17 protein-coding genes are annotated in these 25,112 nt (G+C 40.7%); 12 read left to right on the top strand and 5 right to left on the bottom strand.

Annotated elements, in window-relative coordinates; genetic code table 11:
- Positions 1–12: 12 nt before the first annotated feature.
- On the bottom strand, positions 13–984 hold the full coding sequence (locus K429_RS0108855; protein WP_026366663.1) for a hypothetical protein: 972 nt from the start codon (positions 982–984) through the stop codon (positions 13–15).
- Positions 985–2,256: 1,272 nt separating this feature from the next.
- Here K429_RS0108855 and K429_RS28560 point away from each other — a divergent pair.
- The 3 genes from K429_RS28560 (at position 2,257) to K429_RS0108840 (ending at position 7,086) form a co-directional block, all read left to right on the top strand.
- Complete coding sequence (locus K429_RS28560) at positions 2,257–3,537, top strand: LTA synthase family protein (protein ID WP_231501832.1); 1,281 nt, start codon at positions 2,257–2,259, stop codon at positions 3,535–3,537.
- 365 nt (positions 3,538–3,902) lie between these two features.
- Positions 3,903–5,300, top strand: a complete 1,398-nt coding sequence (locus tag K429_RS0108845) for an MAC/perforin domain-containing protein (protein ID WP_026366662.1) — start codon at positions 3,903–3,905, stop codon at positions 5,298–5,300.
- Positions 5,301–5,439: 139 nt separating this feature from the next.
- Entirely contained in the window at positions 5,440–7,086 is a 1,647-nt protein-coding gene (locus tag K429_RS0108840) for a S8 family serine peptidase (RefSeq protein ID WP_026366661.1), read from the top strand.
- 242 nt (positions 7,087–7,328) lie between these two features.
- On the opposite strand, the gene K429_RS0108835 is transcribed toward K429_RS0108840, so the two are convergent.
- The gene (locus K429_RS0108835; protein WP_026366660.1) at positions 7,329–9,083 is read right to left on the bottom strand and encodes an AAA family ATPase; all 1,755 of its coding nucleotides are present in this window, start codon (positions 9,081–9,083) and stop codon (positions 7,329–7,331) included.
- Between the two features lie 108 nt (positions 9,084–9,191).
- The gene (locus K429_RS0108830) at positions 9,192–10,955 is read right to left on the bottom strand and encodes an LTA synthase family protein (protein ID WP_026366659.1); all 1,764 of its coding nucleotides are present in this window, start codon (positions 10,953–10,955) and stop codon (positions 9,192–9,194) included.
- A gap of 196 nt (positions 10,956–11,151) precedes the next feature.
- On the opposite strand from K429_RS0108830, the gene K429_RS0108825 reads away from it, so the two are divergent.
- Positions 11,152–12,993 (top strand): ABC transporter ATP-binding protein, encoded by a 1,842-nt coding sequence (locus K429_RS0108825; RefSeq protein WP_007210951.1) that lies wholly within the window; start codon positions 11,152–11,154, stop codon positions 12,991–12,993.
- A 500-nt stretch (positions 12,994–13,493) separates the two neighbouring features.
- On the opposite strand, the gene K429_RS31155 is transcribed toward K429_RS0108825, so the two are convergent.
- Entirely contained in the window at positions 13,494–13,628 is a 135-nt protein-coding gene (locus K429_RS31155; RefSeq protein ID WP_255347630.1) for a hypothetical protein, read from the bottom strand.
- Between the two features lie 218 nt (positions 13,629–13,846).
- Complete coding sequence (locus K429_RS0108815; RefSeq protein ID WP_007210946.1) at positions 13,847–14,482, bottom strand: viroplasmin family protein; 636 nt, start codon at positions 14,480–14,482, stop codon at positions 13,847–13,849.
- 109 nt (positions 14,483–14,591) lie between these two features.
- Here K429_RS0108815 and K429_RS0108810 point away from each other — a divergent pair, with 109 nt between their 5' ends.
- The 8 genes from K429_RS0108810 to K429_RS0108775 all read left to right on the top strand — a co-directional run bounded on the left by K429_RS0108810 (position 14,592) and on the right by K429_RS0108775 (position 24,992).
- Positions 14,592–15,200, top strand: coding sequence for a nitroreductase family protein (locus tag K429_RS0108810; protein WP_007210945.1), 609 nt, complete (start codon positions 14,592–14,594; stop codon positions 15,198–15,200).
- A gap of 54 nt (positions 15,201–15,254) precedes the next feature.
- Positions 15,255–15,782, top strand: a complete 528-nt coding sequence (locus tag K429_RS0108805; RefSeq protein ID WP_007210944.1) for a shikimate kinase — start codon at positions 15,255–15,257, stop codon at positions 15,780–15,782.
- 107 nt (positions 15,783–15,889) lie between these two features.
- Positions 15,890–17,782 (top strand): biosynthetic arginine decarboxylase, encoded by a 1,893-nt coding sequence (gene speA / locus K429_RS0108800; RefSeq protein ID WP_007210943.1) that lies wholly within the window; start codon positions 15,890–15,892, stop codon positions 17,780–17,782.
- Positions 17,783–17,898: 116 nt separating this feature from the next.
- The gene (gene argB / locus K429_RS0108795) at positions 17,899–18,672 is read left to right on the top strand and encodes an acetylglutamate kinase (protein WP_026366658.1); all 774 of its coding nucleotides are present in this window, start codon (positions 17,899–17,901) and stop codon (positions 18,670–18,672) included.
- A 61-nt stretch (positions 18,673–18,733) separates the two neighbouring features.
- Positions 18,734–19,243: an RNA polymerase sigma factor gene (locus K429_RS0108790; protein WP_026366657.1), complete on the top strand. Its 510-nt coding sequence runs from the start codon at positions 18,734–18,736 to the stop codon at positions 19,241–19,243.
- Positions 19,233–19,715: a hypothetical protein gene (locus K429_RS0108785; protein WP_007216837.1), complete on the top strand. Its 483-nt coding sequence runs from the start codon at positions 19,233–19,235 to the stop codon at positions 19,713–19,715. The genes K429_RS0108790 and K429_RS0108785 overlap by 11 nt, the downstream gene beginning before the upstream one ends.
- A 275-nt stretch (positions 19,716–19,990) precedes the next feature.
- Positions 19,991–21,646, top strand: a complete 1,656-nt coding sequence (locus K429_RS0108780) for a DUF6377 domain-containing protein (protein ID WP_007210939.1) — start codon at positions 19,991–19,993, stop codon at positions 21,644–21,646.
- 367 nt (positions 21,647–22,013) lie between these two features.
- Entirely contained in the window at positions 22,014–24,992 is a 2,979-nt protein-coding gene (locus tag K429_RS0108775; RefSeq protein WP_022208410.1) for a SusC/RagA family TonB-linked outer membrane protein, read from the top strand.
- The last annotated feature ends 120 nt before the right edge of the window (positions 24,993–25,112 follow it).

Below are 25,112 nucleotides of genomic sequence, written 5' to 3'. Positions count from 1 at the left end.
AACGTAATTTTGTTACCAATAGCATCCAGCTTCGATTTGTTGGGCTTTTTGAGGAGTTTCGGTTTCAGAGGGTCTTACCCAATATTCGTTCATTAATTGTGCATAGTTATAAGTTTCATTATAATTGCTGTCTTCCCATCTGGCACCTTTTATCCCGAAAAGTAGCTGTAGACTACCTCCCATATGTATAGCTTTTTTTCCTGATCGCTTAATATGTGCAGCTAGTGGAAATCCGTATGCTCCACAACCTATGAGGCATATATCATACTCTCTTTTATCTATTTCGTTTTTCATAAATTCAAGGGCATCGAACCATGTCTTGAATCTACTATCTATACGATTTCCGATTGTTTGAACAGCCTTAATTGTTTGTAAATCAAAGTCAGGTAAGATTCTAGAATCTTTGTGTATGAATTCCTTTCGGAGATATTGTTTTTGTATAGTTTCAGCAAAAGGATGTACCACTAATACTTTCTGATTCTCCAAAGCAACTGTCCACGGTATATTGCTCCAAAAAGGATTGAAAGGCTCGAAATCAATTTTGTATGCATTTTGTAATTCATTAGAGAAATATTGTTCTTCATATCTCCAAGAAGCAAGTATGTCTATCAGTGGCATATCTTCAATCATCATCTCTGAGAATCGCTTTAGTTGATCGGGAGTTGCAGAAAAGAATCCGGCATTATTTTTCATAGTATGTATCGTTTCCTTTTTCCACCACCAAGGGAATGCCTCTCCCTTTATGTATCTTATAATATCTCTTTTTTGATGAAAGATACCTAAATAGTTGATTACACATCCAATTTCTACTGAACCGAATCTTGAGAACATACAAGGTTTTGATGATGATAAATTTTCTCTGATTCGATTTGATATGATATTAGGATCTATTTCTTTACACGGATTATAATACTGCGGTATACCATGCTTCTGAATATAGCGTTGGCGTAGCTTTTCTAGTAGTTTTATATATATATTCTGCATTGATTAAATTATATTTTGCAATAATATGGATTTTATAGAATATAATGCCTTGTTTGCATGTTAAAAAATGTATTGATTTTCTTTTATAGTATTAAGGCGACATGTTGATTGTAGTTATTCTTGTGGTTTCAATCGACTGTATTTACAAAAGGTTCTTAAATGCATAGAGTAATATATATTCCTACGTTATTGTGAATACTATATTATGTGTTAGATGTAGAATGATAAATATTGTATATACTACTGATATTTTTTATGTTCCTATATAATGCTGTTATTTGAAAATAATATGGAAAAAGATTACACTATTGATTTGTTTATGGAAAGTCTAAGAATGTATAATCTAATTTTTGTTTAAAATCTGCTTCATTTCAGATCTAGTTAAGATAAACTTCGGAGATAAGGTTAAAATGTTTCAAACACTATCTTTTATGTATTTATTTTGATATAAATATCAAAGTGATATCGCTACAAAGGCCTATTCCTGTATTTACTAATATACAACACAAACTATTTGAAAAGATTCATCCAGATATGAAAAGAATTACTTATACTTTAACTTTGTATTCGAAATTTGTAGGAACGTTGTTTTTACGTGCACAAAGATTTGTAGAGGCATATTGTAAGTCTACAATATAGGGTATTTAAAATTGATATATTATAAAAGGAAAGCTATAAATTAAGGGTAGCGTTATAAATTGTGGTTTTGTAGGCTTATTATATACATATATATTTTTTTCTATTTAATTACTTAAATATTTGTATGTGATGATGAAAAGTCTGACATTTGCAAAATACTTACTTTTTTAAGAGAAAACGCTATGAAACTTTTTAGTTACAACACAAATCGGTTATTTGTATATATAGTTTTGGTGATAGTTTTTTATCTGTCTTTCATGTTTCTACGCTTTAGTTTGCAAATTCATGGTTATAATGGAGGCTATTTTCGATGGCTTTTTGATTCACTTTTATTTGCATTACCAGTCTTGTTTTGTAAAAGAAGATGTCTGATTTATTTATACTTATTGCTAGTCAATTTCTATTTCTTGTCTATTATCTGGTATTATCATACATATGGTACTATAATGCCTTTGTCTTCATATTTAATGTTTTATAATTTGAAAGGATTGGGAGCTAGCATTTTTCATTCTATTCATATTAGTGATATTCTTTTATTTTTACCCTCTATTTGCTTTGTTATTTTTTTTATTAATATATAAATCGGAGAATAGGCAAATACTCAATTCTTCATCTCTACGAAGAAATACTATAATGACTTTAATTTTGATAATAGCAACTGGAGTTACCGCTCCTTATTTATTCAATAAACGATTGTCTGGTAAAGATCCTCTTTATCTTTTTAGTACTACAGAAGTTGGAGCTTTTAAGAAATATGGAATAATACACTTCTGGATTTATCAGATAGCTTCTTTTCAGAGTGTTTCTTCAGATGATGAACGATATGCTTGTATCTTTATGGAGCAATTGTCGAAAAAAGAAAGTTGCTTGGCCAAAAGTTTACCAACTGTTATGGGAAAGAATTTGATTTTAATTTTAGTGGAGTCTCTGCAGAGTTGGCCAATTGGCTTAAAAGTTGGTGAAGTAGAGTGCACTCCTAATATTAATAAGTTGGTAATTCAGGAAGATGCAGTCTTTTTTCGTAAAGTTATTCCTCAAGTCAAAGATGGACGTTCAAGTGATGCCCAGTTATTGATAAATACTGGCTTATTACCATTGACAACAGGGGCCGCATCCAGTTTGTGTGCAGCAAATACCTTTCCATCTTTGGCTGCAGCTTTGAAGATGCAAGGTTATACTTCAGTCTCTTTCATATGTGATGAGAAGAACTATTGGAATCAGGAAGCGACAACAATTGCTTACGGTTTTGATAGACTATATGCTGGAATGGAAGGTGACAGGGAGAGAAAATATGCAGATGAGAATCTTTTTAAAACAAGCCTTTCGACAATGCAGAAAATGAAAACACCATTTTATGCACAATTGGTTACTTTATCCAGTCATGAGCCATATATGGAGCCTAGCCTACTTGATACTCCATTAATCCAAGAGAAATTTGTTAATGATGAAATTAAGAACTATTTAATAGCTATACAACTTGTTGATATACGAATTATGGAATTTATTGATGGACTGAAAAGAGAGGGTTTATATGATAATAGTATTATTGTCATAACAGGTGATCATGAACAAATGACCTTCAATACATATGAAGGGCGGGAAAAGTTGAGGGCAGAGGATTGCTATATTCCATTCTTGATTATAAATTCTCCTTTAGATTCAAAACATACTGATGAGGTTATCGGACAAGTAGATATATACCCTTCCTTATTAACTTTGATGGGGTGCAGTGACTATTCTTTCAGAGGGCTGGGAGACAATGTTTTTGGAGATAATATTAGCAACTATGCAACTTTCCGGACAGGTTTGGAAGCTGGTGGTACTGGCGTTTCAGAAACTATTAAACAGCATAGAAAGGACTGTTGGAAAGTTTCAAATATTTTACTCCGTATGGATTACTTTGCTTCGCATTAATGCTTTATTGTTTCTCGGAGTAATTAGCTTGTAATATAGCTTAAATGTTGTAATTATGTGATTTTTTAATTATCTTATAAATATGGTAGAGTAGAAGTGAAGTGCTTCTGAATAACTGTTCATTTCTTAGAAAAATTTACCGATTTTGTAAGAAACGTAGTCTGTGTAAATTAATATAGTTTTTCTGGCTTATTTACTTCATTATCTGGAAAATGTAGTATATCTATGATGAACCTAAAAGATATATAAGTTTCGCTAATTCGAAATAATGTGCAATTGTTGTGCTTATAAACATGCTTTTAAAATTGGGTAAAATGATGGTATTTCTTACTTTTGATAATTGTTAATCTTTACATATTATTATTATGAAGAAATCTTATTATTTATTAGGCTTTTTGCCTCTTTTCTATTCTTGTTCAGAAATAGAGGATTTACCAAATGTTGAATCTTCGGTATCAAATGTAACAACAAGGGCAGCTGGAGATGGAGTGTATGATGTATTAGGTTATGGTTATGATATAACCGATGACTACATGGGTGAAAATTCAACAAGGTTGAAAATCTTAGATGTGGAAGCATTTGTGAAAGCAAATCCGAACAGATTTGATAAGCAATTTTCAGGGGTAATTGATCAGAGATGTTTTGCAGGAGCAGATGCGCAATCTTTTTTATCTCAGATAATAACCGATACGAATTTTAGTGGTTCTGTAGGATCTTTACCTGAGAAAAAGGATAAAGAGGGCTTTTTCTCAGGGACTATAACGACGGGATTCAAAACAAGCTCAAAATATTTCTATTCTTCAAAATACTCATTTGCAAGAGCGGAGGTTTTTAAAAAGCAAAGGAGATATTTGCTGAATACAGATATTGAAACCTTATCTAAATACTTGTTGTCTTCTTTTGTTGAAGATTTAAATAAATATTCTGCGGATAAAATTGTGGAAATGTATGGAACGCATGTTTTAACTAATATAACAGTTGGAGGGAAATATACTGCATATTATAAATCTGCTATAATAGAAGAGAATAGTAGTACGGAAAAGACAGAGATTGTCAGTGCAGGGGCAAAATATAATTTGAGCAATATTGGGCTTGATGCTCACGGTTCATGGAGCAAAACGGAAGTAGAGGAGCGTAATAAGAAAAATTCTAATTGGGAATGCTATATTAAGGCTCTTGGTGGTTCTACCTCGGGTACTACTATTACTCTCGCACCCGAGCAAGGACCAAGTTTTAGTATTAATTTGGGAGCATGGACAGAGTCAGTTGATGACCAGCATTCTAGATTATTTGATGTCAACTGGAATGCTACGTATCCTATTTATGATCTAATTTCTGATCCTATAAAGAAACAAGAAATGAAGGAGGCTGTGTTTAGGTATATTGATAGTAAAAAGATTGATGTGCTGGATTTGCATCCTTTGTATCAATTTGCTAAAGGGAGTAGTTTTCACTATAATACGGATCTTTATTCATTAGGTTGGGAAAGACAAGGGGTTATGTGTTATGTGCTACTTCAAAAAGGTAATGAAGATGCTATCCCTTTATATCAATTTGAAAAAAAAGGTGAGTTTCATTACCATACCAATGTCTACTCATTAGGTTGGTTGAATGAAGGGGTAAGATGTTATATTTATCCAAGTAAAATTTATGATGAACTTATTCCACTGTATCAATTTGAAAAAAATGGAAAATTTCATTATAATACAAATTCTTATTCATTGGGTTGGCTAAATGAAGGTATAGTTGGTTATGTTTTTTAGAGTATACATTATATTGGTGTAGTTATTTCTTTTATGAGGTATTTTATGTTAGTTCAACAGTTGATTGGCTGAGTTGTTGTTTACAATAAATGGCAACTTCGCTTCTAGCAATATAATAAAAGTTATATAATTTTTTTGTATGATACAACTCAGACTCTTTTTATGTATTATTTGTGAAGTTCTTTTGCTGGTAGCTTGTCAAAAAGATAATATGCAAGAGGAGTTTCCTGTGCCAGATGAACTGACTATTGAACCTGCTTCAGTTGTGTTGGCTGTGGGAGAATCGTGTCAATTGATTGCTAAATTGAATGGGATTCCATTGGACGGAAGTAAAGTGCGTTGGGAATCAAATAGTAATTTGGTTAATGTAGATGAGGATGGTAAAGTAACGGCTGTTTTCCAGAATGAGTTTATTTCAGGATTACAAGTTGAAGCTGTAGTGCAGGGTTTTCATGCTATATGCCCGATTACGGTGTATCAAGAGTATAATTATAAATTTCGCCTGATTCTTAAAGATAAAGGAAGTGCTGACTATTCGTTAAATCAGCCAGAAAAGTTTTTATCAACTAAAGCAATTGAAAGGCGGCGAAAAAGAAATATTGCTATAGATGATTCAGATCTACCCATATCTAAAGATTATCTGAAACAAATAGAACAGGTTGGAGGAAAAATAGTTTGCCAAAGTAAATGGTTGAAAACTGTTTGTGTGCAATGTGAAGACGAAAAACAGATTGACAAATATAAAGAGTTACCATTTGTTGAAGATATCGTGAAAGTATGGCGAGGTGAAACGGAAAAACAGAAACGAATAATTTCTTCGGTTAGCTCTTCAGCAGGGGGAAATATGTCAGGTTATTCTTCAGAAGATTATGGAGAGGCGTGGAGAAATATAATTCTTCATAATGGGCAAATATTGCATGAACGTGGATTCAAAGGAGAGGGTATTGATATTGCAGTTATTGATGCAGGATTTATGGATTTGCTTAATAATCCTACTTTAAATACTATGCATATTCAAGGTGCCAAGTCTTTTGTATATGAAGATTCGAACCCTTATAATAGCGATGAGCATGGCCTTTGGGTCACGGCTTGTATGGCGACTGATAAGCCGGGATATTATATCGGAACTGCACCGGAAGCTAATTATTGGCTTCTACGTTCGGAAGATTTGTCCGGTGAATATCCGGTAGAAGAGGATTATTGGGTAGCTGCCATAGAGTATGCTGATAGTGTAGGGGCAGATGTTGTGAATACTTCATTGTATTATACTGGGAATAGATGGCCTTTTCCTTCGCACGAGTATGAAGAGATGGATGGAAAAACTGCATTGCCAACACGAGCGGCTAATGTTGCTGCAAATAAAGGGATTTTTATTGCATGTTGTGCTGGTAATGATGGGAGTTGGGTTGGGACTCCGGCAGACTCTCCTAATGTATTGGCGGTAGGTTCTGTTACTACTACTGGTGGGATAGGCGATTTTACGGCATATGGTATGACTGTTGATGGAAGGATGAAGCCTGATGTTGTAGCTCTTGGAACTTCGGCATGTACAATTGATATTGAGGGGAGGATTGATTTTAGAAGTGGAACATCCTATGCAAGCCCTATTCTATGTGGGTTGGCAGCCTGTTTATGGCAAGCTTACCCTTGGCTGACTAATCAAGAATTATTGGAGATTTTGAAAAAGTCAGCAAATAGATATGATGTTCCGGAACTGCCTTATGGTTGTGGTATTGTTGATATTCAGAAAGCCATAGATTTAATTGAGACTATGCAGGAAGAATAATGGTATAATTATAGTCTGAAATTATAATAATGGAGCAAAGAAATAAAGGAGATTTATGATATGTCTCCTGATTTGCGAGTTGTATTTAGTACATCTTCTTTATTTAATATACTGAATGTGATTGCCAACTTATCCAAGTGTTGTATTTCCTATGAGATGCAAGGACTTTCATATTGGCAGATGATATAGAAACCCCTTATCGGCATAAATTGCCAATCTGGATTGTTGGTTTCCTATATTGATTATACCTCTTCACATACGGGCATATCCATTCCTTTATACACCACTACAATTTTATGTAGTATCGTGTTGCCAATAGCATTTCTCACCGTTTCCGTATCAGCATAGCGGTTGGCTTGGGTGATTGCTTCCTGACGCAACTCTTCCACACGGCTTTCGGAATCCTTATATTTGGCATATTTCAGTTCTACAATGTAACTGTGTTTCATGTCGGAATAGATTTCCAGCAGTGGACAGAGGAATATATCAACATAGCCGGCTTGCGTATCTTGTTCAGAAATGGGGCGGTAAAAGCGGTTTTGGGCTGTCATGGCAAGGGTGAAGCCGTGGACAAAGAACTCCCCTTTCTGTTTGTCGCGTTGAGAAGCGTAACGTTTCAGGCAGTCGGCGATGTAGCCGAAGTAAGTTTGCCAGTCACCACGATAGGCGAGTGAACTGGACAGCTCGTTCTTTTCGTAACTGCTGAAATTAAGGTCAGCTTCATCGTAGGTGCTCAGTAGATAGGCATAAAGCTGCTCACGAACCACCTGGTTGGGAATGGTGAGTTTGGTTTTACCTTCATATGTGCCGTTGATGGTAAGCATACCGAAATAATAGAGTAGGCTCACGAAGTTGTCAGGAGTGGTGATATTGACGGCAGGGAAACTTTCTTTCAAATCTCCGGTAATATAGCCTTGACTCACCAAGGTCTGGATGGTGGAAGCATCGTGGGCAAATTCTTTGTCCTTACGGATAAGCATGCGCAACTTCTCGTAGTCGACGCGGATGTTGCTTTCTATCATATTCTGCGGTGCTTTACCATCGTTGTCAAGGTAGTTTTTGATAAAATAGAGCACCATATTAGAATTGTACATGGTGGTTTCACCATAACGCCCTTGTGCAAAGCAATAGTTGTCGTACCACGGTTGCATTATGTCCAACAACTCGTCCACAGTGTGGTTGAAGTGGCTGGTGGTGGAGTAATAGGTCAACATTTGCCGTACTTCCTCTTCCGTGAATCCTATCATTTCGTTGAATTTTGGGGAGAGCGAGTAATTGGTACCGATGTTGAAGCCGCTAGTGAGGTCGTCCATCGTAACAGGGCTGACACCGGTGATGAAACAGCGCTCGATACTGGAATAGGTTCCTGCTTTCACCTTGTTGAAGAAGGCGCGTAAATAGCCTTCGCCATGTGTCTCGTTGGTGTAACGATGTAAACTCTCAGGGTCGGCGAGGATGGCATTGGTAAAGTGGTCGTACTCGTCGATGAAGAGGTAAATTCTTTGGCCGGTTTTGTTACATTCCGTAAACAGGTACTCAAATTGTTCTACGGCTCCTTCTTTTGCATCCAGTTTTTCCTTAATACCCTGAGGAAGATAGTCGGCATAGATATCGCAAAAGTAGTCGAACATGGTTTGGCAATGCGCATCCAGCCCTTTGCGGTAGTTGTGCAGTTCACCGACAATTCCGGAAAAATTGAGATAGAGCACCAGGTAGCTGTTGCGGTCACGCGTGGGATATTTCCCGATATAAAGATCACCGAACAAAGCATCAAACTTATCTTTGGCGGCTATGTCGTAATAATGTTGCAGCATACTTACCGTCAGACTTTTGCCGAAACGACGGGGACGGATGAAGAAGAAAAACTTATCCGCGTCTTCTATTATGGGAATAAAGCGGGTCTTGTCTACATAATAACAATCATCACGGCGAATCACGGCGAAGTTCATCATGCCGTAGGGGATGCGTTTTCTGTTCGGTGCTATATATTCTTCCATAACTGATGCCTTTTTAGAAGTTTGGTTTGAATGCAAACAAAGGTACGCCCTTTCTGCTGTTTCTCCAAACAAAGATTCTTAAAAACATGGAACGCTTTCTTTATTATCTTACTTTTTTCCAAAGTAATTAAACCGTATCATCTCATCCGAAATATCATATGCCTCCTTTGCAAAATCCTCATCTTCCGGACTATATCCTTCTCCTTCCACATTCATCTGTGAACCTACAGCAAATCCTTTCTTTTCAGGATTGAGGATACTTTCTCCGAGGCCGGTCCAATAATAGTCGTCAAGTTGAAGTAGGTTCAGCAGGGTGGGATACATATCTATTTGTCCCATCACTTCATCGTAACGCATACCTATGGGAGAGTTGACAACGATGAAAGGAGTAAACTGCTTGTCGGACACGATACCTTTGCCACTGGGACTTTCGCATAGTTCTGCACGATAAGACGCTAAACCTTCGTGATCTCCTGTTATTACAATCAGCGTTTCCTTATATTGAGGGAGTGTTTTCAGATACTCCACGAATTTACCGATAGCTTTATCTGTGTAGCGGGCAGTGATCATATAGTTACCCATCTTCTCCGGAATGTCAGAGGAGAATGAAATCTCTCTGAGATATTCCGGTAATATGAATGGAGCATGGCCGGAATAGGTAATAAGCTGCATATATGCGTTTTCCTCTTCTTTCCATATCTCCCCTTTTTCTATCTTTTCCTGACATTGAGCAAAGAATGAGCCGTCTCCGGTACGTTTGTGGGTACCGAAAGCTTCCGTCAGTTCGAAATCATGATAGGCGATAATCGTATCCATACCGAAGCTTTGGGCTATGGGACCCTGGTTCCAGGTGGATATCTTATCTATGGTTAGCAGATAGTTGCGCGAATGATTTTTTTCGTGCATGGCTTTCTGCAACGAAGGGTAAACATGGTTGGGATATTGGCTGCTGTACGTACCACTGTTGATAGGTAGTAGTCCGGTGCAGAGTATAAGTTGGGCATCTATGGAACGGCCGCCTTTTACCTGTGTCAGCACATGTGGGGCATAGATGGTGGTAGAATCTTTCAGTAATTTGTTCAAGTAGGGGGTGATCTCCTGTCCTTCCACTTCTTTCTCTAATACCCAGCTTTCCAATGATTCTGCCAGAATGATGATGCAATTGGTGCGGCGATTAGTACTACTGTCCGGCAGAGCAACTTCGTGTTTGGGCTTTTTACTTAACCATTCTTCTATCTTTGCTTCCAGTTCAGGAGTTAACTTTTGTTGCTGACCTGCCAAATCATAGCAAAGGCTACCGAAAACGGTATAGAGGGAGGGACCGCTTGAACAGAAATATGCTTTGTCGCGATATTCCTTGTATGCATTTGAAAATCCGCCTTTAATCAGGGTCACTGTGCCAAAGATGCAGATGATGACTGCAAGTACCACAGAATAAGCAAGCACCGGTGCGGGACGCTTCTGATGTGCAGTTTTTGTACGCCGATGAACGACGGCTGCTGCAAGGGTGGATAATGGGAAAAGTATATCATACCAGCGAAGAGAGTCGAAAACGCTTCCGGTGAAATCGGCTAAGTTTCCTGATAATCCGTAGCTGTTCAGAGGAATGGCGGTATAATAGGTTCTGAAGTACATAAGATTGGCTATCAGCAGGAAATCCAGCAGGAACATGATGAGCGTCTCTGTTTTCCACATACGGAAGAAGGCGTAAGGGATAAGCAATATAAGTGTGGCTATCAGTTTTGTTGTATAACATTCAACTGTAGAAAGAGAAGCAAAAGTAGTCGGGATACACCATAGTATGTCGAATAACATGAATTTCAGGAAAATAGTGATTCCGAATGTCAGTACGGACTTATCGATCTTTGTCATAATAAAGCGTTTGTTTTATATCCGGGCGCAAAGATACAATATATTTTTCCGATATCATTCTGTGATCTATATAAATGAGCTACAGGGCTTGTTTATTGAGGGTTGTATAGATAAATCTCGTTAATATTAAATTTATCTTCTTTATCTTAAAGATATTTCTTGTATCTTTGCGCCCCTAATTCATTAATACCAAGCAATGAAGGAATTCCTGCAATTGATGCGGCGTTTTGTGTCGCCATATAAGAAGTATATAGGGTGGGCGATTGTGCTCAATGTCTTATCGGCTGTTTTCAATGTATTCTCATTCACTCTGCTGATTCCAATTCTGAATATTCTGTTCAAGACGGGTAGCGGAGAGAAAGTATATCACTTCATGGAGTGGGGCAGCGATGACTTGAAAGATGTAGCAATAAATAATTTCTATTACTATGTTACTCAGTTGATAGAGGTTCATGGTCCGATAATGACACTTCTGTTTATGGGACTGTTCCTAGCCCTTATGACGATGCTGAAAACTTCCTGCTACTTTGGATCTTCTGCGGTAATGATTCCTTTGCGTACAGGAGTTGTTCGTGATATCCGTATCATGGTCTATTCGAAAGTGATGCACTTACCACTTGGTTTTTTCTCTCAGGAACGGAAAGGAGATATCATTGCCCGTATGAGTGGTGATGTGGGAGAAATAGAAAACTCCATTACCAGTTCATTGGATATGTTGCTGAAAAATCCGATTTTGATCCTGTTTTATTTTACAACGCTGATTATAACAAGTTGGCAGTTGACCCTGTTTACCATCGTAGTACTTCCCGGAATGGGGTGGCTGATGGGAAAGGTCGGCAAGAAGTTGAAACGCCAATCTTTGGAAGCGCAGGGCAAATGGAGTGATACCATGTCACAATTGGAAGAAACTTTGGGGGGCTTGCGCATCATTAAAGCGTTTATTGCAGAAGATAAGATGGTGGATCGCTTTACCAGATGCAGTAATGAACTGCGTGATGCAACCAATAAAGTGGCCGTTCGTCAGGCGTTGGCTCATCCGATGAGTGAGTTCCTGGGAACGCTTTTGATTGTATTGGTGCTTTGGTTTGGCGGTATGCTGATTTTGGGCGATGAGCATTCTTCGCTGGAAGCTCCTACATTCATTTTCTATATGGTTATTCTGTATAGCATCATTAATCCGTTGAAGGATTTTGCAAAAGCAGGATATAACATCCCGAAAGGTTTGGCTTCCATGGAACGTGTGGATAAGATTCTGAAGGCTGAGAATCCTATTAAGGAACCCGTAAACCCGCTTCCTCTGCATGGCATGAACCGGCAAATCGAGTTTAAGGATGTTTCTTTCAGTTATGATGGGAAGAGGGAAGTTTTGAAACATATCAATCTTGTTGTTCCGAAGGGGCAGACGATTGCATTGGTCGGGCAATCCGGGTCGGGAAAATCTACGCTGGTAGATTTGCTTCCGCGTTACCATGACATACATTTCGGTGAAATCATGATTGATGGCGTTAGTACCAAGAATTTCCGTATTCATGATTTGCGTGGCCTGATAGGAAATGTAAATCAGGAAGCGATCCTGTTTAATGATACATTCTTTAATAACATAGCATTTGGTGTGGAAAACGCCACACTGGAGCAGGTGATGGAGGCGGCGAAGATTGCCAATGCGCACGATTTCATTATGGAGACAGAGCATGGATACAACACAAATATTGGTGACCGTGGTGGCAAGCTTTCCGGAGGACAACGCCAACGCATCAGTATTGCCCGTGCTATTTTGAAGAATCCGCCTATTCTTATTCTTGATGAGGCTACTTCTGCTCTTGATACGGAGTCCGAACGTCTGGTGCAGGAAGCTTTGGAGCGTTTGATGAAAACCCGTACTACAATTGCTATTGCCCACCGTCTTTCTACCATTAAAAATGCAGATGAAATCTGCGTACTCTATGAAGGAGAAATTGTGGAACGTGGCAGGCACGAAGCTTTGTTGGAGAAGAATGGATACTATAAGCGTTTGAATGATATGCAATCTCTGTCTTGATCAAAAAACGATTCTGAATAGAAAGATTTATTAATTCTGCCTACATCCTACACCCGGAGACTTAATCGTCTCATTAATAGAACGGTGTGTGGTGTAGGCAAAATTATATGCGGGTGTAGGAAAGGTATTTGCCTACACCACCGGAATCTGTGCCTGTCTTCATGTTGCTTTGAATCAGTGCTTACCTCCTGTTTCCTAGAAGAATAATCTTCTTTTTCTTGGTTTTTAATGTACATTTCCTTTGGTCAAAACTCATGTTCTGAATATATTAGCTATATATCGGACGTGCAGCATCTATATATCGGACGTGTCACATCTATATATCGGACATGCAGTATCTATATATCCAATACCACCGATATATAGCCGCTAGACGAGGCAAGATGAAAGAAAAGTGTTCGGCCTTTTTAATGCAGATGATTGAACACATAGACCATTCGTACTATCAACTACGCTGTGTAAGGAAACCGAAAAACAGCTATTTCTCCTTTTACAAGAAGTTAGGAGTTTGACGACAGGAAGTTAACTTCTTGCCAACAAACTCCCAATTTCTTGTCGGAAAGAAATTGATCCTTTGCAACACCTTGATAATCAGCAGTAAATTCCCCTTGTGTAAAAGGAGTGTTTGTACGCATATATTACTCGCTTTTCACATGTCGCTTACAGATTTCGCTTAACGAAATCAGACTTGTCTGAAATTAGATTGCTTGTTGTGGATGAGAACAAGCAATCTAATCATCCGCAACATTGCTTATTCCGGACCATAACACTATTTGTTTTCAAGTGTTATTCTATTTTCTCAAAAATAGCGGGTGTAGGATGATGCGTCATTTAACTCAAGTCCTGTACAGGCTTATTTTCTTCCGAAGTCAGCAGGTATTTCTCCCCACTGCTTGGTTTCCCATTTCAGAATTTTGGTAGTATACGTATTTTCCCGTAGCCACTTTTCGGCACGCTCTATTAGTTTGAAAAGTTCTTCTGTTTTGGGTTCACGGGGTAGCTTTGTTTTGCATTTCTTCTGCTTGATCCAACTGATGGCATTCACACTGTCACTATAGATGGGCATATCGAAGCCTTTCTGTTTCAGTAGGGCAAGTCCGTGGACGATAGCAAGAAACTCACCGATATTATTCGTACCATATACCGGGCCGAAATGGAATATTTCTTGTCGGCTGGCTACGTGTACACCGCGATATTCCATAGCTCCGGGATTACCACTACAGGCAGCGTCTACGGCAAGGCTATTCTCTACGACAGATGAAGGAAGGGGAGCATTCACATCTTTCTTTTGGGCGGGAGCACCCGGAGAGGATCGTTTGATATATTCATACGGAGAAGATTCAAAGGCTTTTTCCGCTTCTTCGCGCGTCTCGAACGATTTATATTTCGCTCCTTCGTAACCTTTGGTTTGTAACTGACAGTCTGTCCAGGAAGTATAAATCCCCGGATTGACGCCTGACCATACAACGTAAAACTTCTCTTTACTCATAATTGGGTGCAAAGGTACAAATATATTCTACAACTTCGAACAACTTCACTCTTTCACTTGTTTCACTATATAAGACAAAAATGATAATTACGAAAAGAAAGGATTAAATATGGTCAGAGAACGGACATTTGCCGAAGCATTGGAGCATCGGCGTAGCTATTATTCTATCAGTAACGACTCTCCGGTTCAGGACGAGGAAATTGTACACATCATCCGTACAGCAGTAAAGCATGTGCCTTCGGCATTCAACTCGCAGACTACACGTATTGTGTTGTTACTGGGGGACGAACATCAGAAATTATGGAGAATCGTGAAGGATCAGTTGGAAGAACGCCTGTCCGAAGAACAATATCGTCAGTCGGAGAAGAAGATCGATACTTCGTTCTCTTGCGGATATGGCACGATACTCTTTTTTGAAGACCGTTCCATTGTAGAAGGACTGCAAAAACAATTCCCTACTTATCATGAGAATTTCCCGACGTGGTCGCAACATACTTCTGCCATGCATCAGTTAGCCATCTGGACCATGCTCGAAGATAAAGGTCTGGGCGCTTCGCTGCAACACTATAACCCGTTGATTGACGAAGATGTACGCAGCACGTGGCATCTTCCCGAAACCTGGCAGTTGATTGCACAGATGCCTTTCGGTACTCCTGTGGCCGAACCGGGCGGGAAAGAATTTGATGATTTGAGCGAACGCATTAAAATTTTTATCTGATAGTAAATCTCTCAGAATAGAATTGCTTACCTTTGTACGCAAAGGTAAGCGCTTATGATACGTATTTTCTTAACCGGCTACATGGGAGCCGGTAAAACAACTTTAGGAAAGGCTTTTGCCCGCGAACTGAATATACCGTTCATCGATCTGGACTGGTATATCGAAGAACGTCTTCACAAATCCATACGTGAATTGTTCATTGAGCGGGGAGAGGCCTCTTTTCGTGAACTGGAGCGAACCATGCTGCATGAAGTGGCTGAGTTTGAAAACGTCATTATCTCGACCGGAGGCGGTACTCCTTGCTTCTTCGATAACATGGAGTATATGAACGAGCATGGGCAGACCGTTTTTCTGGATGTTCATCCTGACGTTTTGTTCCGCCGCTTGCGAGTGGCTACGCAGCAACGTCCTATTCTGCAAGGAAAAACGGACGAAGAACTGCGGATTTTCATTATAGAAGCCTTGGAAAAACGTGCACCGCACTATGGTAAGGCAAGATACCGTTTCGATGCCGGGCAGTTGGAAAGCCGTCGGCAAATTGCGGATTCTGTGCAGCAGTTACGTAACTTGCTGAGCATTTAACCGCTTGTAAATGTGTAATTTTAGGTGGAAAACGCAATAAATATCGAGAATTATCGTATTTTTGTCGCCCTATTAAAATCAAACAACAAACATCTGAGTTACAAAAAATGAGAAAATGGCGTATTGAAGATTCAGAAGAGCTTTACAACATTACAGGTTGGGGCACTTCGTACTTTGGTATCAATGACAAAGGTCATGTAGTGGTAACACCTCGTAAAAACGGTGTCGGCGTCGATTTGAAAGAATTGGTGGATGAATTGCAATTGCGAGACGTGGCGGCTCCTATGCTGATACGTTTTCCCGATATTCTGGACAACCGGATTGAGAAGACTTCTTCATGTTTTAGGCAGGCCGCTGAGGAGTACGGCTATAAAGCGCAGAACTTTATCATCTATCCTATCAAGGTTAATCAGATGCGCCCTGTGGTAGAGGAGATTATCAGCCATGGAAAGAAATTCAATCTTGGGTTGGAAGCCGGGTCGAAGCCTGAACTTCATGCCGTGATTGCTATTAACTCAGATTCTGACTCGTTGATTATCTGCAACGGCTATAAGGATGAGAGCTATATAGAATTGGCTTTGCTTGCCCAGAAGATGGGTAAACGCATTTTTCTTGTAGTAGAAAAAATGAACGAGCTAAAACTGATAGCCAAGATGGCGAAGCAGCTGAATGTTATGCCTAATATCGGTATTCGTATCAAACTGGCTTCTTCAGGAAGTGGCAAATGGGAAGATTCAGGCGGCGATGCAAGCAAGTTTGGACTCAGTTCCAGTGAATTGCTCGAAGCACTCGACTTTTTAGACTCAAAAGGACTAAAAGATTGTCTGAAATTGATACATTTCCATATCGGTAGCCAGGTGACAAAGATTCGCCGCATTAAGACGGCCTTGCGCGAAGCATCTCAATTCTATGTGCAGCTTCATGCTATGGGATTCAAAGTCGAATTCGTGGATATCGGTGGTGGCTTGGGCGTAGATTACGATGGAACACGTTCGTCCAGTAGCGAAAGTAGCGTCAATTATTCCATTCAGGAATATGTGAATGACTCTATTTCCACTTTGGTAGATGCCAGTGATAAGAATGGTATTCCCCATCCCAATATTATTACGGAAAGCGGACGTGCACTGACTGCCCATCATTCCGTACTTATTTTTGAAGTCTTGGAAACCACCACTTTGCCCGAATGGGACGATGATGAAGAAGTAACCGAGGAAGACCATGAATTGGTGCAGGAACTTTATGGCATTTGGGATACATTGAATCAAAATAAGATGCTGGAAGCCTGGCACGATGCACAGCAAATTCGTGAAGAAGCGCTCGACTTGTTCAGTCATGGAATTGTGGATTTGAAAACACGTGCACAGATTGAGCGTCTTTACTGGTCTGTTATGCGTGAGGTGAACCAGATTGCAGGCGGCTTGAAGCATGCTCCCGATGAACTTCGCGGATTGCCGAAACTGTTGGCGGATAAATATTTCTGTAACTTCTCGCTGTTCCAGTCCCTGCCGGATTCCTGGGCTATCGACCAGATATTCCCGATTATGCCCATTCAGCGCCTGGATGAACGTCCCGACCGTGCGGCAACCTTGCAGGACATCACTTGTGACTCGGATGGAAAGATAGCTAACTTTATCTCGACTAAGAATGTGGCACACTATCTGCCCACTCATTCTTTAAAGAGTAAGGAACCTTATTATATGGGTGTGTTCCTGGTAGGTGCTTATCAGGAGATTCTGGGTGATATGCATAATCTTTTCGGCGATACGAATGCTGTGCATGTATCTGTTAACGAGAAGGGATATACCATCGAACAGGTGATTGATGGTGAAACTGTAGCGGAAGTGCTTGACTATGTTCAATATAGCCCTAAGAAGCTGGTGCGTACACTGGAGACTTGGGTGACTCAATCAGTAAAAGAGGGACGTATTTCGTTGGAAGAAGGTAAAGAGTTCCTTTCCAATTATCGTTCCGGTCTGTACGGATATACCTATTTGGAATAAGAAAAGTTGACGAGTTGAGAAGGGAACAAGTTGACAAGGAGCTGCGCTTTATTGCTTTGTTCATTTTGTCTTTTCCCCTTGTCAACTTGTTAACTAAAAAACTTGTCAACTGAATTATGAGAGAAAAACTAACAGTAATAAAGGTGGGTGGCAAAATCGTGGAGGAAGAAGCTACCCTCCATAAGTTGTTGGATGACTTTGCAGCTATCGAGGGCTACAAAGTCTTGGTACACGGAGGTGGCCGTTCGGCCACAAAATTGGCTGCCCAACTGGGCATTGAAAGCCAGATGGTAAACGGGCGTCGTATCACGGATGCCGAAACGCTGAAAGTAGTGACGATGGTGTACGGCGGGCTGGTAAACAAGAATATTGTAGCCGGACTTCAGGCGCGTGGTGTCAATGCACTGGGATTGACTGGTGCGGATATGGATGTAATCCGTTCCGTGAAACGCCCGGTAAAAGACGTCGACTATGGCTTTGTGGGTGATGTAAAGCAAGTGAATGCAGAGTTTTTGGGTGATTTGATCCATAAAGGAATAGTTCCCGTAATGGCTCCGCTGACGCACGACGGTGCAGGCAATCTGCTGAATACAAATGCCGATACTATTGCAGGAGAGACTGCAAAAGCCCTTGCTGCTTTGTTCGATGTGACATTGGTATTCTGTTTTGAGAAGAAGGGTGTGCTTCGTGACGAGAACGATGACGATAGCGTGATACCTCAGATCACTCCTGTCGAATTCAAACAATATGTAGCGGACGGTGTTATTCAAGGAGGTATGATACCCAAGCTGGAGAATTCTTTTGAAGCTTTGAATGCGGGAGTAACTGAAGTGGTAATTACCTTAGCGTCAGCAATTAACGAGAATAGCGGAACCCGCATCAAAAAATAATTCAAAAAAAGTAGTGATCAACTGTAACTTTCCATATACTTAACCGTCATTATTAATAGAGATGCAAGAAATCAGTTTTCGGAATGACATTCTCCCTCTGAAAGACAAACTCTTTCGGTTGGCTCTCCGGATTACTTTCGACAGAGCAGAGGCAGAAGACGTTGTGCAGGAAACACTGATAAGAGTCTGGAACAAACGTGATGAGTGGACGAAATTCGGTTCTATCGGGGCTTATTGCCTGACAGTGGCAAAGAATCTGGCAATAGACCGTAGCGAAAGAAAAGACGCTCAGACCGTGGAACTGACACCTGAAATGGAACAGACTTCCGGAGCATCCAATCCTTACGATCACTTGGTGGATAAAGAGCAAATGACACTCATCCATCGTCTGGTCAATGAACTCCCCGATAAACAAAGGCTGATTATGCAGCTTCGGGATATAGAGGGTAAGAGTTATAAAGAAATTGCGGTCGTCCTGCATTTGACGGAGGAACAGGTAAAAGTGAACCTCTTCAGGGCGAGGCAAAAAGTAAAACAACGGTATTTAGATATAGATGGTTATGGACTGTAAATATATAGAACAACTTTTAGAACGCTACTGGCAGTGTGAGACTTCCCTTGAGGAAGAAGCGCAGTTGCGTGCTTTCTTTAACGGAAGCGACGTTCCGGAGCATTTGCTTCGCTACAAAGATTTGTTCGTATATCAGCAACTGCAACAAGAAGTGGGGTTGGGAGCAGATTTCGACGCCCGTGTGCTTGCAGAAGTGGAGACTCCGGTGGTGAAGGCAAAACGCTTGACGCTTACCGCACGTTTCATTCCGCTGTTCAAGGCCGCCGCAGTAGTGGCAGTGGTACTTTCATTAGGGAATGTGATGCAACATTCATTCTATAGTGATATAAAAGAAGTAGCCGCAGCCGATACGATAGGCAAACAAATTACCACACCTTCGGTAGCTCTCTCGGGAGACGTGACGATTACCCATGAACAACAGATTCTGGATAGTCTGCAACGGATAGACAAGAAGGTGGAACTGAAGAAGTAACGTTTTCATTTGCTTTTAAGAATAACATTTTCATTTGCTTTAAACATAAATATAGTTAGTGTGCTTTATTAAAACAACAAATTGAGGCTGTGAAGTTTCAATTCTCTCAAATTCTTATAAAAACTAACTAAGATAGATGGGACGCCGCGAGATGCAGCGTCCCTTTTATGTATATATGCTCTTCAAAGCTGAGACGATTTATTAAAAACGAACTGGTAAGATGGTTATTATAGTAGGATTTTATATCTTTGTCCTGTTCGTAAACGTTTGTAAGCATGAAAGACCGGTACCTGCTTTTTGTAATCTCTTTGCTGTTCTGTTGCCTTCTGCAAGCGCAGGAGAAAATAGATTCTTTACTGGTAGTTCTGGACAGGACAATTGAAAACACCGCTCAATATGAGCAGGCCAGACTGAAACGCATTGATCAGATTAAAGAATATTTCCGGACTTGTAAAAGTACTTCTCCATTTGATGAGTACCATATCAATCAACAACTTTTTGATGAATATGAAGCGTATATTTGCGATTCAGCAAGACATTATATCAATCGCAATATCGAGATTGCCCTTCAGCACAACAATCAAGAGTGGCTGAATGAGGCCAAACTGAAGAAGGCAAGTATCTTGGGAAAGACAGGTCTGTATGCAGAAGGCGTGGCCTTGTTGAAGTCTATAGATAGCAAGCAACTTTCCAGAGACCAACTCATTGAATATTACATCACTTTTGAAGATATTTATCTCTATCATGCAGAGTATGCGATGGATGACGAATATCAGATTGAATATCTGAATAACCTGTATATCTACCGCGACTCTGTATTGCAGATGGTAGAAGAGGGGTCTTATCAGTATGTCATAGCTTATACTCCCGAACTTCTGCAACAAGGAAGAGGAGAGGAAGCCATTGAAATGTTGGAAGTTTATCATCAAAAACTTTCACCGGATACACGGGATTATGCAGTGGTGACCTCTATTCTTGCCTTTATCTATCAGAGTACGGGACAGCGGGAAAAGCAAAAAGAATATTTGATAAAGAGTGCAATTGCCGATATTCGTGGTGTGGTGAAAGAGAATAATTCCTTGCGTGCATTGGCGGAACTGTTATATGAAGAGGGGCAGTTACAACGGGCGGATGTTTATATGAAGCGCAGCATGGAAGATGCCAATTTCTATAATGCCCGTCTCCGGAATGTGCAGGCTTCAAGGATGCTCCCGGTCATAGACCATGCCTATCAGGTGGAGAAACAGAAGCATCAGCAGGTGTTACAGATTTTCCTGGTTGTTACCAGTTTGCTGACGCTATTTCTGGCATGTGCGGTCTGGTATGTAATTCGTCAGGTGAAGAAGCTGGCCCGTGCGCGACAGGATTTGCTGGCAATGAATGAAGAGCTGAAACTTCTGAATGAAAGATTGATCGAAGTAAATCAGAGACAGCACGAAACGAATGATTCACTGACGGAGGCTAATCATATTAAGGAGGAGTATGTCGGCCGATTTATGGGATTGTGTTCCACATACATTGACAAGTTGGAGGGATACCGTCGGATGCTTAACAAACAGGCAGCTTCGGGGAAGGTGGAAGAACTCTATAAAACGTTGAAATCGTCCCGTTTCATCGATGAAGAACTGAAAGAATTCTATCAAAACTTCGATAATTCATTCCTTAGTATTTTCCCTGATTTTGTGAAACGCTTTAATGAGTTGTTGCCGGAAGAAGAAAGAATTATTCCTAAACAGGATGAACGGCTGACAACGGAACTTCGTATATTTGCCTTAATTCGTTTGGGAATTACGGACAGTGCCAAGATTGCAGGCTTCCTGCGTTATTCCATTACTACTATTTATACCTATCGTTCCAAATTGAAGAATCGTTCTCTTTGCCGTGATAATTTTGAGGAAGAGGTGATGAAGATTGGGTCTTTTGCTGGTTAGTGAGCTATATGGTATAGTAATGAATTTGCCCACCACAGATTAACACAGATTCTCACAGAGTTTAATCAATTAAAATCAGAGAAATAAAATTCTGTGGAAATCTGTGTTAATCTGTGGTGAATTAATTCATACCCCCTCCGAAATGAACCCAAAATCCCGTTTTTTCTATTCTGCTTCCTTTGTTTTCATTTAGTTTTTTAACGCCCTTTATTTGTTTTATCTCGCTGATATATAATATTTTGATCCTTTTGTTAATCTAGATTTTCTTTAGTCTTCTTTTCTTTCCCCCTTCTTTTTACAGACATTTGCACTGTCGCCTCAACCTGTGGAGGTGAACAGAATGATTGCTAATCTAAAAACTAATAGTATGAATGTAAAAAGAACAAAGTTATGTTTGTGCCGGTCTCTTCTTCTTATGGCCGGATTACTTTTTGCAGTGGCATCCTTTGCCCAGGATTTAACCGTGAAAGGAAAAGTAACGGATACCACGGGTGAAACTGTAATTGGTGCTAACGTAACTGTGAAAGGTACAACTAATGGTATCATTACCGATATTGACGGTAACTATACTTTGTCGGGTGTGAAGCCTTCTTCCGTCCTTGTTTTCTCCTTTATTGGCTACAAAACACAAGAGATCCCCTGTAGTGGACGTCAGGAAATCAATGTAGTGCTGTCAGAAGACGCTCAGGCACTGGATGAAGTCGTTGTGGTGGGCTACGGCTCATTGAGCAAGAAAGAACTTTCCAGTTCCATTGTGCAGGTAGACAGATCGAAGTTCCTGCAAGGTTCCATGAACAATCCGATGGAGATGCTGACCGGTAAAGTTGCCGGTTTGACCGTAAACAATACGGCGGCAGCCAATCCGAATGCAAGTTCCTCTCTTCAGATTCGTGGTGCAACATCTATTTCGGCATCCAATGACCCGTTAGTGGTAATTGATGGTGTGGCAGGTGGCGATATTCGCAACCTGGCAGCACAGGACATTGAGTCGATGACCGTACTGAAAGATGCCGCTTCTGCTGCCATCTACGGAACACGCGGTGCTAATGGTGTGATCCTAATCACTACCCGTAAGGGAGCCGGAGAAGCCGGACGTGCCCAAGTGACTTACGACAGCTGGTTCGGTGTGAATCTGGCAAAGAGCGGTCCGGATATTTTGAGTGCAGACGAATTCCGTCGTTCCCGTCGTGCAACGGATTATGGGTATTCTACTGATTGGTATGACCTCTTGCTGCGTGATTTCTCTTATGATAACAACCAATATCTTTCTATCGACGGCAGTACCAAGAACGGATACTACGGCGCTTCTTTTAATTATAAGAAAGCAACCGGCCTCGATCTGAACAGCAGTCGTGAAGAATTCGGTGGACGCTTCGTCCTGAACCAGCGTATGATGGATGGAATCGTAGAACTGAACGGTTCACTCAACGCCCGTCGCGTGAATGAAGTATGGGGTAACGACGGTATGTTCGATACTGCCCTGAGCATGAACCCTACCATGCCTTTGTATAACGAGGATGGAACTTACTTCCAGCCTACTTCTCCTACCGGAGCACGCAACCCGGTGCAGGAACTGAAAGAAATCGACAATAACGGTCAGCGTGTTTACCTGCTGGGTACTGCTGAGGTAAAAGTCAACCTGATCCGTTCGGAAAAGCAAATGCTGAATACTTCATTGAGCTACTCTTTGCACTACAACGATCTGAAACAACACTATTATACCCCTTCCACTGCCGGTGAATCTTACTGGAACGGTTATAACGGACGTGCAGAAGTGACTTACCAGAAGTGGTACACGTCCCGCCTGGAGTGGTTGGGTAACTACTCGTTGGATCTGGGTGATCACAACTTCAAGGCAATGGTAGGTTACAATTATGAGCAAACCACCTGGGAACGCCTGCAAGCCGGAAACAGTGATTTCAATTTCGATGATATTCTCTGGAATAATCTTGGAAGCGGTTCTTACCTTGCCAAAGGAAAAGCAAGTATGGGTACTGGTAAATCTCTTGCCAAACTGATCGGTGTCTTCGGACGTATCAACTATAATTGGAAGAATCTGTTGATTGCTTCCGCTTCCATCCGCTACGAAGGCTCTACGAAATTCGGTGCAGATCATAAATGGGGTGCTTTCCCGTCTCTTTCCCTTGCCTGGGAAATGGCGAATATGGGTTTCCTGAAAGACCACCAAAACATCGTTCAGAGTTTGAAACCCCGTGTTTCCTATGGTGTAACAGGTCGTTCGGACTTCGATTGCTACCAGTCATTAGCCACTTACGGCTCTCATAAAAATGCCCAGTTGAATGTTACGGATACCTATCTGATGGACGGTGCCTGGGTAACAGGTTATGCTCCTTCAGTGAATGCCAATTCCAAACTGGGCTGGGAAAAGAGTGTCAGTATGAACATCGGTGTTGACTTTGCCTTGTGGAACAGATTGCGTGGTTCTGTTGAATGGTTCGACCGCCAGTCACGCGACTTGCTTTATAACTATACGGCTCCACAGCCTCCCTACATCTACTCTACAATTCTGGTAAACGTAGGAACCACTGTGAATCGTGGTATCGAAGTTTCTCTGGAAGGCGACGCTTTCAAAGGAACTCCCGTAGAATGGACAACGGGTATCAACTACTCTTACGGCACTACGAAACTGGATAAACTCTCCAACAGCCTGTACAAAGCTTCTTATGTGGAACTGTATCAGAAGCCGGGTGTAGGTACCAGTGAATACTTCTTCCGCGTGGAAGAAGGCAGCAAGATCGGCCAGTTCTATGGCTACGAGTATGCCGGTGTAGAGAATGGCGATATGATGATTTATACCGATGAAGGCGAAAAAGTTCCTGTATCCAAGGCAGATGTGAAGTACAAACGCCATATCGGTAATGGTACGCCGACCTCTTATCTTTCCTGGAGTAATACGCTCCGTTATAAGAACTTCGACCTGAGCCTGATGTTCAACGGTGCTTTCGGTTTTGAAATCTTCAATATGCGTCGTTACGGAATGGGTCTGAAAGGTTGCGGTACGGACAATGTGCTGCGCGATGCTTATGGAAAAGATGCGGATATTACAACCGGTGGCGGTGTAATCTCTTCTTTCTTCCTTGAAAAGGGTGATTACTTTAAGCTGGATAACCTGACTCTGGGATATACCATCACTCCGAAAGAAAACAAGTTCATCAAAGGTATGAGAGTTTATCTGACAGCTAAGAATCTGTTTACGCTGACCGGTTATTCCGGTAACGATCCCTCAGCCGTTGCCATCAACGGACTGACTCCGGGTGTAGATACGAACAGTGCCTATCCTTCGGCTACTCAGTTGAGCGTAGGCTTGAATATCCGTTTCAAATAGATATAGTTAACAAGGTTGCAGTTAACAAGGGAACGAGGATAATAGTTTCGTTTAGTAAGAGAGTCATTTCCCCTTGTCAACTTGTCGCCTGAAGCCTTGTCAACTCCTTTAATAACTAAA

It is taken from the genome of Bacteroides sp. 14(A) (assembly GCF_000526555.1).
GTDB classification, from domain to species: Bacteria; Bacteroidota; Bacteroidia; order Bacteroidales; family Bacteroidaceae; genus Bacteroides; species Bacteroides cellulosilyticus.
Note: the sequence above shows the minus strand (reverse complement) of the source record. Positions and strands in the feature narration are given on the sequence as shown.